The following is an 11,712-nucleotide window of genomic DNA, read 5'->3' on the forward strand; positions in this document are numbered from 1 at the left end:
GATATTGTTATTGTAATCGATCGCCGCTAATTTTCATCGCCCTTTCAATCCACTTCCCAATCAGATTCCTTCCGGTTCCCCATATAAATAAATCCACCTCGTTGTAAAAACATATATAAAATCACATGGTTATAGCTGTCCAAAATTATTCGCGTGCAAAACAAATCAAATCCCCATCCTCCCCTTAATGTGACCGGTTTATAATTATTTATATGTTTTGTGCGCTCACCTGAATAAATTATATGTTTTACAGATACCCTCCACTGCTGGTCTAATCTTCACCCAACCACCCATTCTCCTCACCTTACTCCACCTAAGTGAAAATTCATTCCAATTAGCAAGTATAAATATAAAAATATATGTATTAATGGCGATAACGCAGGTATAATATTCCGCCTGCGCATCCTGCAGCGCGTACTGCCCTCGTCGCGATAGAATCGCAGGCTAAATACGGATCGTTCAGCCTATCAAAAGTTGCACAAAATGATTGACTATCGCGGCTGCGTGAGGGAGCCTCTGCGCGAAAATACGGGGAACATAACAAATCATCATGTCGCCAGAACGCTTTAATGAATGCCTGCGGGTGATCCGCTGGACGCCAATCAATATTGCCTCTGCCTTGCAATGTGAACTCTCATGGATCGAGGCGCTGGAAGCCGGCAACGATGCAGTTCCCGATGGCCTCGCAACATGGCTGGAAACGCTTGCGCAAGCCCATGAAGCATTACCGCCGCCATCAACCTACAGAGGAAAACGGTCGACATTATGATGCGGCCAACAGCTGAAAACCTTCACCAACAACCGGATTACGCAATATGAAACATGCCATCGCAATTCTCGGTCTGATCACCGTCTCCAGCCCGGCTTTCGCAGCATCGTGCGAGAAAAACTTCACAGTCTCAGGTGTGCCGATGGTCACGGCTGTCTCTTACAAATCCTTTCAGGAACTGCCGAAAGCCAAAGCACCCGCTGTCCTTCAAAAGCTAGCCCAGGCCGTCGCAGCAGAAGGTTTCTCAGGTATCCAGATCAACAAGGCACTGTCGTCAATCGATGCCCACCAGGAAACCAGCGGAAGTGGCAGGATTCAGACGCTGCGCGTTGTCGCCCGCCAGAAAGGCGCAGCTGTCCGGATCGATGCTGTTTTCAACATTCAGGCAGGACAGATCGCCGACAAGGATGTCATCCGCAAGGGCATCTGCGACATCATAAAAGGCGTGTAAGGGCCGGCTTGAAGACACCCCGGTCCAGCAGCACGAGCCCTCGTGCACAGGAAACCAACCTGCTCATGTCCGCTGCTACTGAACTGGCGGCGGCAGAAGGATGTGCACGAGTGTGTTCCCAAAAAATCAGCCCTGCCACGGATCGACAACGATAGCGCCGGTACCGTCGAAATCCCGTACGTTGCGCGTAACAACGGTCAGGTTGTGAACAAGCGCCGTCGAGGCGATCAAGGCATCGGCCTCGTTGCGACGGTCCGGGATATGCAGATGGGCGCAACGTGTTACTACGGCATCATCGATGGGAAGAATACGGCCCTCGAATTCAGGACGGACACGGTCATCCATCCATTTCCGCAAGAGAGCTCCCTGGGAACCATCACGGCGCTGGAGGCTCAATATGCCGCGTTCAATCTCAAGGATCGTGATCGCAGAAATAAACAGATCACTCGAATCCTGCGCGCTGACCCAGCGAGTGACGTTTGCATCTGCCTTGCCGTCTCCAGCCTTGCGCAGCTCGGAAACAACGTTCGTGTCGAGCAGGTACTTCAAGACAGATCAATCTCGCGGGTAACAATTTCCGCTCTTGGGATATCAAGGTCAGTCTTCGACAGTCCGAACATTGACAGTGCGTCGACAAGGTTGCGGCGCCTTCCGGTGAGGCGCTCGAACTCGCTGTACGTCATTAACACATGAGAAGGCTTGCCACGATCGGTGATGATCACAGGTCCCGCCTGAGCGGCTTTCTTTGCCTTGCTGACATCGTGATTGACCTCACGGCTGGAAAAACTTGTCATACTCATACGAAGCCTCCATGTAGGTACATGCCTACATATAGCCCGCATTCAGCCTGACTGCAACACTCACATGACCAGGACATCAGGCGCGTCGCGGTATTGGTCTGCGTTGCTATCCCGTTGACCGTCACCATCTTATGGGCGGTAGTGCACCGGATCTCGCTTCTGCACGGGACCGCGGTTCAAACGGCAATCCCACCAGGCCCGTAGCGCGAACATCGCCCGGTTATTTATCGGGCGCGGTAAACCTCGCTGGATGACCGACGACGCGCAATAAACTCCCGAAGAACGGGGAGAAAAAAAGCCTTGCTGAACCGCCCCACAGGAGGCTCCGGCTCCAGATAGAAAGAATGTCCGATAATATCGCTGTTATACTCATCCAGAATGATCCAGAGCCGCATATCTGCATCAAGACCGGCCCGGCGCTTTTCAATCGCTGGGATCTCAATAGAAAAACGATCAGTTTCCGGCTGCTTTGTCGTGATGGGAAAGAACAGAACCATGTCGCCGTCCGCACGGGCGAGCCTCACGCCAACAACAACGGGTCGACCCTTCCGACCTTCGGTTTCACCGAGCGAAGCCTCCCGGCTCCACAGATAAGGGTAGCGGATTACGACTGCAGTCTCGATGTCATCGAAACCGCTCACCGAACCATCTCTTCCGTTTCCGCATAAGCCTCGACTGCCGCCTCAAACTCGTCCAACAAAGCGTCAGACATATTATCGATAGTGCCTACCGCGCGCAGATCAGACTGCCGCATCAAACGTTCATAATCCTCAATATTAAGAAGGACCAGACGAGGTTTGTTGCGCTGGGTGATCGTCACCGGATGGCGAAGTGCCTCGGCGATGATATCACCGGACTTCCTAGAAAGATCACTCGTCGTGTAAGAATTACCTGAGCTTGCCATCGATTATACTCCCGTCTTCCGTCGCAACGATAGCACAGCCAAAAAAGGAAATCCATAAAATACAGCAATGCTGTAAATGCTGTAAATGCTGCATTGATTATGCGCATTAATGACGCCACGGGACCACTAAAACTCCTGATCATTCCATTTTTTTGAAGTTTCGCATGCCTCATGGGCGCAGCCCTTCCAGATTCAGATAAACCTTCATCTGCTGGATTGGCTTGAACTTCATTTGCGGCGCACACGCTGCCTGAGAGGACGATCAACGAGGCGGCAGAATTCAGCTGCAGTCCGCACAGATTAATCAGCACCATGGCTGCCTTTTGCCTGTCCATGTCCGGGCAAGTCCCTCAGATACGAGGATATCGCCGATCGAACGGCCATCTTTCAAAAGTACCCTCAGCTTTCGTCCATACCTGTCCTCGTCGCGACCGGGCCAGGACTGCATGGTAAAAGCACCAGAATTGACCAGTTCCATCAGCCGTACAGTTGCACGCTCCCCAAGCGCTTTTTCAGACGCGCACTGTGGTTTACCGATTTCTGGCGCATCGATATCGGCAATGCGAACCTTGACGCCACCAGTCCACAGCGTATCTCCATCGACAATGCAATTGACACGGACGCTCCCGCTGCATCTCCGGTAGGACGCGACCGGAGATGCCGTCGAAAGGATGTCTTGTCCCGCGTTTTGCGGGTCTCGCGAACGCGATGTTATATCGCGCACTTTTGCTTCCAGATCTGGCTGAAAAGACGGTCTGTGATCGATTACGTAATAGGATATGCCTGCGCCTACGAGGAAACTCGCCAGCATGCCAAGCACAACGAGCATAACAAACGAACTGCCTGACCTCGATCGTGACGTCTGCCGCGATCTGAATTGCACAACTTTAGCCATTATACCCCATGCTCCGCTCATACCCACGATAGCATCGACGAGTTAATGCAACCGACAACGGGATTGCTGCAATTTTAGGGAACCCAGCGGTCAGAAGTTAAACACCACCGGGGGGCTTTCATGCATGATAACGAAGGAAGCCTGTCGGGAGACAGAATGATGTCGACAGCTATGCACCCAGGCAGGCCGACATTGGCAAGCCAGGGCAGCAGCTTCGCAGCGCCCAAGGGCCCGGAGCGCAGCAGCATGGTGTGCGACACCGGAAAGACCGAGCGTCGTGCTTCCCGGCCCATACCGTAGTCCACCGCGTCTGCCGGGTCCCTGAATGTGCTGGTAATACACAAGAACCACCTTCGCGAATTCTACAACAGGTTGTATATCTCGTTTTCAAAACTTGTATCTGTCTAATATACGATTATTCACAGACATGTTTGGGGGCTTACATGACAACGTTTCCACGCCACATCATCCTCGTTCCAGCAGTAGCATTGGTGATTGCTGTATTGCCGTTGTCCTACGGCTACTACACGCTGCTGCGCCTCGGCATCACGGCATTTGCGGCGTTCTTCGCTTACATCGAGTACGAGAAGCACGGCGCGTTCACGGGGTGGGTCTTCGGCTTCATTTGCGTGGGATTGCTGTTCAACCCGTTTATCCCCGTGCATTTCAGCCGGTCGTCGTGGTTCATCCTTGATCTACTCGGCGCTGGTGTATTTGCCGCTTACTGGAAATTTTCGACAACGAAACTCGGCGAGTAAGGGCGCGCGACCACGGTTTGACGTTCACCTCAGTCGTTGCGGTGCGTTGCCTGGAGGCCCAACTCAGCCACGCTTGCAGATTAGTACAACCCCGCCGCGTTCGACTGCACGAGCATCGAAGCTGGCCTTGCAATCTCCGCGGCAGGCAACAGGTGGCACGAAAGGAGCTAAGCGCTGCCTGCCGGGGTCCATCAGAATTTCATGTTCAGCAACTCAGGAAAATTATAGTACCGCAACCGCTTGTCACGGCAGCGATAGTCGTCCTTTGAGGAGTCAACGCCCAAATTCTTGTACACGGCTACGCCAATATACGACCAATCGGGATTGGAACGTTCCGCCGTTCGCGTGCAAAAAGCGTAAATCTGCTTTTGAGGATCGAGCAGCACTACGCTCGAAATCTCGGCTTTCGTAAAATCACCGGCTTTGATAGTTCCGCGCATGGCGTCTAAATAGTCACGTTTAATCGGTCTGGACGGCGGACGTTGCGAATCCAAAACAGATTGCGGTGCCGGAGTCTGGCATCCAGCCAGTGTCATCACGGCGGCACAGAGAAGTAAAGCTGTCCTCATTCAATTCAATCCCCAAAAGTCAAAGCACAACACGCACAATGTACAGGCGGCGTTGTTCGTCAGACACAGCCTGCCGTCGTCGAAAAAAGCGGGTGAATGCTTCCCAGCGTCCGTCCTTCCTGCCTTCTACGAACACAAGAATATCGGGAAGCTTCAAAGCTTTTCCAGCTTGGCAAGAAAAAAACGATCACTCCAAAGATCCGTGGATTTACGCTCAGCTGGACGAAGAAACCGCCGAACATCCCCGGCAGCCTCTTTCCAGTCGATACGTTTGATCGTTTCTGAAAGAGCCGTTTTCAGCCAGGCAGCATCTACATGGACAGTCTCATCTCCCGCCCATGGACCGGCCTGCATCAGCGCATTGCGCAACAGGTCCAGATTCGGCGAAACGCTGCGAGACACATACCAGGAGAAGTCAAACCAATCACGCCCCTTGAGAAAACCACGACATAGCAGAGCGTGTATCTTGAGCGCAAAATTGGAAGGCAAATCCTGGTGGCGGACCTCATAATCAGCCGGAAAATCAAGGTAGGTAGTTGCCTCACCCGATCCCGCAGGCGGATTAACGTCGATCTCAAGCTTGATACGAATTGTTTTGGCTCTGCCTCTTCCGGCAAACGACAGATCCAGCTGCCTCGCGATAGAATCATCCTTGATAACAGCCTGCCGGATCGCCGTATCCATCCGCACCTTCGGATGTGCCTCCAGTTTCAGCCCGAACTGGCTGACAACATCCGTCAGAACCTTGAGATAAGGAGACCAGTTGAAACCCGTGTCGGGAGCCCGCAAAAGAAAATCGAGGTCCTCGGAAAAACGCGGCAGGCCATGAAGAATGCGAAGGCTTGTACCACCCTGAAAAAGAGCCACATCGAAAAAATCTCCTCGCCACAAAGCGTAGAGTACGACCTCCTGGAGTATCTCCTTGACGGCATTCTCTTCCTCTATCGCACTCTCCGCGCCATATTGCCGAAGCTTGTCCTGGATAATTTCAATCATGCCCTGACCTCAAGATCAGGCAGACGCCCCAAAGGCATCACCGCGCCTTCCAGCGCCCGGAGAAAGGCATTCGCAGCCTTGTGCTTGTACACAGGCTTCAATCCAGTAAAATCCTTGCGTCGCAATCCGAAAAGGGCATCTTCCTCGATCCTCATACCAATCGTCAGCCATTCAAGCCCGCTCCACTCCACCTTGCGAAGCGCTACCAGATCCATAAGTGCCCGAAGAGGTCGGGCAACGAACGCAATCGAGCCGTTGAGCGGAACACGGTCAACACTCGTCATGAACCGATAATCGTTGATCGCCAGGGGATGATAGCTGAAGGTCCCGAACCCGGGCGTCGAGAAATCCTGGCTTTTGCGTCCAGGTGAAACACTGGCGGTAACAAACACCGCCTCTGGAATCCATCCATGGAACGACAGTGCTGTTTCGAAAGAGATATAGCTGCCCGGCACGAGGTTTTGGGCGACGGAAAACGGATGAACCGGGTCACGTCGATAGCGTCGCGCCAGCACATAACAACCACGCTTCAGGCGGATGAGGGACCCGTCTTTCAAAGCGCGGTTGACAAGGCCATAACGGCGCGCGTCACTGCCGCCCAGCAACTCGGCGAGTTGCCGGTCATTTAGAAAACGATCAGCCAATCCGGCTGCAGAAATCTGGTCCACCAACGAAGACATAATTATTGATACTTCCAATTTGTGAAAGTTTCAAGAATTTTTAAAAGATAGTTGAAGGGCTTCCACCACCCGACGCTCAACCACTCGTTCTTAGATACTTGTTTCGGATTGTCCGATTGGAGTTCAACTCCCCGTAGACTAGAAATGAAATGCTATGATCAGGATAGGACAAAATGGCCTGCTTCAACGCGCTGGCATCAATGATGGTGGCTGCATAATCGAGGCGGAAATCCACTTAGTGAAACGCCCGAAACTGTTCAAACAAACCGAGCCACCTCTATGCTCCTCGAACTTGAAGCGCTAAGGGCGATTGGCACGGCGGTTATTTGACCACACCATCGAGATAGAGGTCTTCACCTCGTTGCAGCGGCGTGAAAGTGAAGTCGTCTTTTTTGAGAAAGCGGTCGAACCAGCCCAAAAGATCATCTTGGGTCGCCGAGTTGCGATATCCGATCAGCTTGACGGTCAGGGGAGCACTGAAGGCTATATCAAAGGCGGTGTCGAACTGAGAGGTGCCAGAAAGCTGAACCGAAAACGTGCCACCACCGTTGTGACGAATGGAGATTGCCGCACGGGCGAAGAATTCATCGCTGTAGGTGGTGATAAGGCCGGGAGCTTCCCACCAACTCTCCCCAATCAAAGGGTTTTGAGTTCCCTCGCCTTGAAAATCTACCCGGATTTCTTCGAGGCTGCGAAAATCACGGTTCTTAAAGTGCTTCAAGGGAATTTTCAGCCACTGTGTATCCAGACCCGGGTTCAACCACTGGGCGACGTCATCTTCGGGGTCATTGTTGGGATCGAAGAAGAATTTCGGAGATTTCATTTTCAGGTCAAGACCGATGTAGTCCTCCAATGTTTGACCGGGCCAGGATCCACTTGTGGCTCGCAGGGTGATCCACGGTTCCTGGACTGCAAGGTCGAGCGGATAGCTCTGATAAACAAGTCTAAAATGTCTCATGCAAATCTCCGGGAAATCCCTGACGGTAGCGGTTGATGTCTGCGCAAAAGCTGCGACAGACATGCCCCAACACACCTGTCGCCTGCAAAGTCCGCTTTAAGCGTCCTCGTCTCCTGTCATCATACAGGAGAAATGGCTCGACACAGGTCGTTCATACACGTGTGCACCTACGTCCGGTTTTGGCCCGAAGCGGTCGTCGGCCCATTGCGGGCGATCACCCGCTCGACCCGATTGCCTTTGCCAACGAAATCTTTTCTAGCGTCGTGTCGAGGATCGGATCATGAGCGAAACCGCGCCAAGTTTCATGGTAACCTAGGTGTAGGTACAAGCCGAGCGCCCGGGCGTTATCAGCAGATACGCTTATCGTCGCTTCAGCGAAGGCTGCCGCTCTGAATCGCTCTTCAAGGGCAGCAATGAGGGCTGACCCCACTCCTTTTCCTTCATTCTCTGGAGCCACCCAGATGTCACTGATATGATTGTCACGATCTTCAGAAGCACCTAGCCCTGCCAATACTCCGTCAACCGAAGCGACGAGGATGTTCTCACCCTGCTCCTTCAGGAACGGAATAAACGGGTTGTTGCTTTCAATGCGTGAAGCAACTTCGGCATTAACCAGCGGTAGGATACCCTTTCGCCAAGAGGCCAGACCGATCGCCGCCAGTTCCGGAAGTTCTTCTGATTTTGCCGGTCGCACTTCTATCATCGGAGACTTTACCGCACGACTCACTTATCGAAAGGTTCAGGTAAACGGCGCGAATCGTCAAGTTCTGAGCGCTTCGGGCGTAAAGCTACCGACGTCTGCTCTTGGCGCGAAGCGGAAGACCGCAGTCGGCCCGAAGCGGCCGTTCACGGATAGAGCGGAGTGGAATCAACGAGCGGGCCGTTTGTGGATCTGGGGGGATCTTCTTTCCAACCGGTTTGCTCCTCGACTTCGTCTGGAAACTTGTAGTATATGCAAGAATTCAGAGGGTAGATGCCGAAGTTCTCATTTATGTCGTAGCGAGCAAGCTCCAGCTCAAACGTATCGCGCTCATCACTATCGCCATAGACCATCGCCATCAGGGTGAGTGCGTGATAAGGCCCTGGCGGCCACGCGAAGCCAATGGCAACAGCTTCCTCTTCTGCAAACGTCCCCTTGATGACGCGTTTGATTTCGAGTTCAGCGCGAATCATCCGGTTCGGAAACTTGTCGGTTACAACCAACCCAGAATCGCCGATGAACAGCGACCTCAATCGAGCTTCGACAATGATCTGCGCGTTTCGGCGCATTTCCGCTCTAGGCGGACAAGGTTGCATGGCGTGGGATGGCTCTAAACTGCCGAATAAAACCGCGAAAGATGTCACCAGCCAAAGGGCTGTGCAGTTATATCTATTCACAACATGCCTCGTTCGTCGCAGACATACAGCTATCTATAGACCCAACGTTGCTCAAGGCTTATCAACAACGATGGGCTTTTTTCCGCTATGGCGCGAAGCGGAAGACCGCAGTCGGCCCTATGCAGACTTCCAAAAAAGTGTGAGACAAGGCCGGCGGACGATAATCGCCTTAATCCAACGCAGGGAAACCCGATGGAGTCACATAGTCAACCGATACACATAGCGTTCTCACGATCAGAAGCAAAAATTTTACACCAAGCCTTGAATGAAGTTTGCAATGGTCTTTCCCTGCCAGAGTTCGAAACTCGAATGGGAGCGAATCGCGATGAAGTCGAAAATCTGCTTACCAGGTTGACCGAAGTACTTGATGCCCCATGACCGCAATGGGCGCGAAGCGGAAGACGCCTCTCAGCCCTTAGCGGACAGTCGGAAGCGTGATTTCATTTAGTTTAGAAAGCCCCGGATTAATGGCCAAATATTCGTCAAGTTGAGGATCTTCTTCGTAGCGAATTTGTTCATCCAAGATGTCGAAGTCCTTACCCAATTCGTGGCGTAAAAGCGCTAGTTACCTGTCTACATTTGCGTTGAAATGATCACACAGCGACTGAGTCCAAAGGCTTGGATCGGGCGGATACAAAGGATTAAGATAGCCTGAGTGCTCGAAGTCCAGTTGATCTGTCAAATTTTGAGCTAAGTGAGATAGCTCCACGCGCGCAGGTTGGCAATGTCGCCCTTCGAGATCAAAGAGCGACGCCTCGACAGGCCCTAGACCGAGCCTTTCGCGTGTTGCAGTATCACCAGCCCACAAGCAGCCACCAGCACCATAATCGAAGAAGAATCTGAGAACACCGTTTGCCATGCCTAAGTCATAGCAGCCTCTCGAACAGCAACAAATCGCAATTAGCACAAATTTTGCTCGCGGCGACTGAATGACCGCTCTTGGCGGATACCGTTGAAAACTCGCGCCAGTGGCTGCCGTGGTCAGATTGCTATTCGTCGATCCGTACGCGGCCGCCTTCGATCACGATATGACGACCCTGCAACTCGACAAAGCGCCAATCCTCTTCAAGCGAGCCGTCTGGGAAAATTTGGAGGCGGTAATCGCCGGAGAGCAGCAAGTCAGCCCCACCAAGGTTGTCTGCATAGGCCGCTATAACGACGAGTTGCTCTGCGGTGTTCACGAAGGACTTGGTTGTCTCGTCGTATCCTTTCAGAAGCGATGCAATCCTGATAAGTTGCAGGTTTCCCGATCTAGGATCGTGATCATCTACCTCTGTTCCTTCAACAGGACCGACAAAGCGATCCGATGTCCCCGTAAATACTGTATCCTTAGAAACCAGACGCCACGGGCATTGAATATGTAGTGCGTAAGGACCGACAGTTCCTCGGCCTGAAGGATGCGGCTGAATCTCCCCAAAATGCAAAATCTTCATGTCCGCAGCGTTGCGGGCAATACTCAATGGCAACCCCACCAGTACCTGAAGGCAACTTTCTAAGCGGATTTGACTATGGTTATGGGGCATCAAAATGAACTCGGCTAAATCAGAATTTTGTAGGACTTGGGCAGACCATTACACAGGATAAAGTTGAAATCCATCGACCTCACAATGCGGGACTGCGTTCGGTCGCGATTTGGAAGATCGGCATTGCTGGCCCACCGATGTCGTGATTCAATCGTCGCACTGATTTGCCGAGGGTTGAGCGATGATGGGATGCCAGACAGCTCCGGCGCTGCTCTTCTGCGACTTGTGCATTGATGATCACGTCCCCCTCGACCACATGTTGCGTGGGATCGACCACCATCTAGAGACGGCGCATCTCCCAGTATACGGAGGCAGCCCGGCAGCTTGGGCTTGGGCTTGGGCGTTCCACCGTCTGCAGAGAGATCCGTCGTCTGGGCGTAAGCCAGACCAGTTGAGGAGTCGGAATTGATACAAGTGTGAACCGCTCCGGGTTTGCCGGAGGCCGTTTCGTTTAAGTTATGCGGCCATGGCTGGTTCGTCCAGCATGGCGTAATACCGGTCCTCGGCTTCGGCTGGCGGTATATTCCCGATAGGCTCCAGAAGCCGTCGATGATTGAACCAATCGACCCATTCCAAGGTGGCGAATTCCACCGCCTCGAAGCTGCGCCATGGTCCACGTCGATGAATGACTTCGGCCTTGTAGAGACCGTTGATCGTCTCAGCGAGGGCGTTGTCGTAACTGTCGCCGACGCTTCCGACAGACGGCTCGATGCCAGCTTCTGCCAATCGCTCGGAATACCGAATGGACACGTATTGAACGCCGCGATCCGAGTGATGCACGAGGCCGCTGCCATGAGCGGGACGCCGATCATGAAGTGCCTGCTCCAGCGCATCGAGGACGAAGCTCGCATGTGCTGTCCGGCTTGCCCGCCAGCCGACGATGCGACGAGCGAAGACGTCGATGACAAAGGCCACGTAGACGAAACCCTGCCAGGTGGCGAGTGGAGTAAGAAGCGCAGAAGCACTTCTCCTCCCCGAACCGTACGTGCACCTTTCAGCGCATACGGCTCTCTATTCAAGCTTGGCCCATGG

General features: G+C 53.0%; 15 protein-coding genes and 1 pseudogene. 3 read left to right on the forward strand and 13 right to left on the reverse strand.

The window, feature by feature from the left end; genetic code table 11:
* Positions 1-550: 550 nt before the first annotated feature.
* Both FB593_RS27095 and FB593_RS27100 read left to right on the forward strand, forming a co-directional pair.
* Positions 551-769, forward strand: coding sequence for a hypothetical protein (locus FB593_RS27095; protein ID WP_013760948.1), 219 nt, complete (start codon positions 551-553; stop codon positions 767-769).
* A gap of 46 nt (positions 770-815) precedes the next feature.
* Positions 816-1,220 carry a hypothetical protein gene (locus FB593_RS27100; RefSeq protein WP_003518904.1) on the forward strand — a complete coding sequence of 135 codons (405 nt, stop codon included), beginning with the start codon at positions 816-818 and terminating at the stop codon, positions 1,218-1,220.
* Between the two features lie 126 nt (positions 1,221-1,346).
* On the opposite strand, the gene FB593_RS27105 is transcribed toward FB593_RS27100, so the two are convergent.
* From FB593_RS27105 to FB593_RS27125, 5 genes are all read right to left on the reverse strand, one after another.
* Positions 1,347-1,769 carry a type II toxin-antitoxin system VapC family toxin gene (locus tag FB593_RS27105; protein WP_013760949.1) on the reverse strand — a complete coding sequence of 141 codons (423 nt, stop codon included), beginning with the start codon at positions 1,767-1,769 and terminating at the stop codon, positions 1,347-1,349.
* Entirely contained in the window at positions 1,766-2,020 is a 255-nt protein-coding gene (locus FB593_RS27110) for a type II toxin-antitoxin system Phd/YefM family antitoxin (RefSeq protein WP_013760950.1), read from the reverse strand. The genes FB593_RS27105 and FB593_RS27110 overlap by 4 nt, the downstream gene beginning before the upstream one ends.
* A 224-nt stretch (positions 2,021-2,244) precedes the next feature.
* Positions 2,245-2,661 (reverse strand): hypothetical protein, encoded by a 417-nt coding sequence (locus FB593_RS27115; RefSeq protein WP_013760951.1) that lies wholly within the window; start codon positions 2,659-2,661, stop codon positions 2,245-2,247.
* A complete protein-coding gene (locus FB593_RS27120) occupies positions 2,658-2,924 on the reverse strand; it encodes a type II toxin-antitoxin system prevent-host-death family antitoxin (protein ID WP_013760952.1) in 267 nt (88 codons plus the stop codon). The genes FB593_RS27115 and FB593_RS27120 overlap by 4 nt, the downstream gene beginning before the upstream one ends.
* A gap of 304 nt (positions 2,925-3,228) precedes the next feature.
* A complete protein-coding gene (locus tag FB593_RS27125; protein ID WP_236736204.1) occupies positions 3,229-3,648 on the reverse strand; it encodes a thermonuclease family protein in 420 nt (139 codons plus the stop codon).
* A 614-nt stretch (positions 3,649-4,262) separates the two neighbouring features.
* Here FB593_RS27125 and FB593_RS27135 point away from each other — a divergent pair.
* On the forward strand, positions 4,263-4,577 hold the full coding sequence (locus tag FB593_RS27135; protein ID WP_013760954.1) for a DUF6804 family protein: 315 nt from the start codon (positions 4,263-4,265) through the stop codon (positions 4,575-4,577).
* Positions 4,578-4,768: 191 nt separating this feature from the next.
* Here the strand turns inward: FB593_RS27135 and FB593_RS27140 are convergent, their stop codons facing one another.
* The 8 genes and pseudogenes from FB593_RS27140 to FB593_RS27185 all read right to left on the reverse strand — a co-directional run.
* Entirely contained in the window at positions 4,769-5,146 is a 378-nt protein-coding gene (locus FB593_RS27140; RefSeq protein WP_060642215.1) for a hypothetical protein, read from the reverse strand.
* A 153-nt stretch (positions 5,147-5,299) separates the two neighbouring features.
* The gene (locus FB593_RS27145) at positions 5,300-6,142 is read right to left on the reverse strand and encodes a nucleotidyl transferase AbiEii/AbiGii toxin family protein (protein WP_013760955.1); all 843 of its coding nucleotides are present in this window, start codon (positions 6,140-6,142) and stop codon (positions 5,300-5,302) included.
* Positions 6,139-6,822 carry a type IV toxin-antitoxin system AbiEi family antitoxin domain-containing protein gene (locus FB593_RS27150; protein WP_060642214.1) on the reverse strand — a complete coding sequence of 228 codons (684 nt, stop codon included), beginning with the start codon at positions 6,820-6,822 and terminating at the stop codon, positions 6,139-6,141. The genes FB593_RS27145 and FB593_RS27150 overlap by 4 nt, the downstream gene beginning before the upstream one ends.
* Before the next feature lie 322 nt (positions 6,823-7,144).
* The gene (locus FB593_RS27160) at positions 7,145-7,843 is read right to left on the reverse strand and encodes a hypothetical protein (protein ID WP_162248385.1); all 699 of its coding nucleotides are present in this window, start codon (positions 7,841-7,843) and stop codon (positions 7,145-7,147) included.
* A 151-nt stretch (positions 7,844-7,994) separates the two neighbouring features.
* Positions 7,995-8,483, reverse strand: coding sequence for a GNAT family N-acetyltransferase (locus FB593_RS27165; RefSeq protein WP_041694574.1), 489 nt, complete (start codon positions 8,481-8,483; stop codon positions 7,995-7,997).
* Between the two features lie 143 nt (positions 8,484-8,626).
* The gene (locus FB593_RS27170) at positions 8,627-9,049 is read right to left on the reverse strand and encodes a hypothetical protein (RefSeq protein WP_065687633.1); all 423 of its coding nucleotides are present in this window, start codon (positions 9,047-9,049) and stop codon (positions 8,627-8,629) included.
* A 1,097-nt stretch (positions 9,050-10,146) separates the two neighbouring features.
* Positions 10,147-10,617, reverse strand: a complete 471-nt coding sequence (locus FB593_RS27175) for a hypothetical protein (RefSeq protein WP_236772214.1) — start codon at positions 10,615-10,617, stop codon at positions 10,147-10,149.
* 519 nt (positions 10,618-11,136) lie between these two features.
* Positions 11,137-11,628, reverse strand: a pseudogene (locus FB593_RS27185) (IS3 family transposase); the annotation flags it as partial.
* Positions 11,629-11,712 lie beyond the last annotated feature (84 nt).

It is taken from the genome of Rhizobium sp. SJZ105 (genome assembly GCF_007828365.1).
Lineage (GTDB): Bacteria > Pseudomonadota > Alphaproteobacteria > Rhizobiales > Rhizobiaceae > Agrobacterium > Agrobacterium tumefaciens.

Excerpts from the sequence above, each read along its gene's own strand:
- FB593_RS27095 (WP_013760948.1), top strand. The coding sequence starts at position 551 with ATGTCGCCAGAACGCTTTAATGAATGCCTGCGGGTGATCCGCTGGACG.
- FB593_RS27100 (WP_003518904.1), top strand. The coding sequence starts at position 816 with ATGAAACATGCCATCGCAATTCTCGGTCTGATCACCGTCTCCAGCCCG.
- FB593_RS27110 (WP_013760950.1), bottom strand. The coding sequence starts at position 2,020 with ATGAGTATGACAAGTTTTTCCAGCCGTGAGGTCAATCACGATGTCAGC.
- FB593_RS27120 (WP_013760952.1), bottom strand. The coding sequence starts at position 2,924 with ATGGCAAGCTCAGGTAATTCTTACACGACGAGTGATCTTTCTAGGAAG.
- FB593_RS27135 (WP_013760954.1), top strand. The coding sequence starts at position 4,263 with ATGACAACGTTTCCACGCCACATCATCCTCGTTCCAGCAGTAGCATTG.
- FB593_RS27140 (WP_060642215.1), bottom strand. The coding sequence starts at position 5,146 with ATGAGGACAGCTTTACTTCTCTGTGCCGCCGTGATGACACTGGCTGGA.
- FB593_RS27145 (WP_013760955.1), bottom strand. The coding sequence starts at position 6,142 with ATGATTGAAATTATCCAGGACAAGCTTCGGCAATATGGCGCGGAGAGT.
- FB593_RS27150 (WP_060642214.1), bottom strand. The coding sequence starts at position 6,822 with ATGTCTTCGTTGGTGGACCAGATTTCTGCAGCCGGATTGGCTGATCGT.
- FB593_RS27160 (WP_162248385.1), bottom strand. The coding sequence starts at position 7,843 with ATGTCTGTCGCAGCTTTTGCGCAGACATCAACCGCTACCGTCAGGGAT.
- FB593_RS27165 (WP_041694574.1), bottom strand. The coding sequence starts at position 8,483 with ATGATAGAAGTGCGACCGGCAAAATCAGAAGAACTTCCGGAACTGGCG.
- FB593_RS27170 (WP_065687633.1), bottom strand. The coding sequence starts at position 9,049 with ATGCGCCGAAACGCGCAGATCATTGTCGAAGCTCGATTGAGGTCGCTG.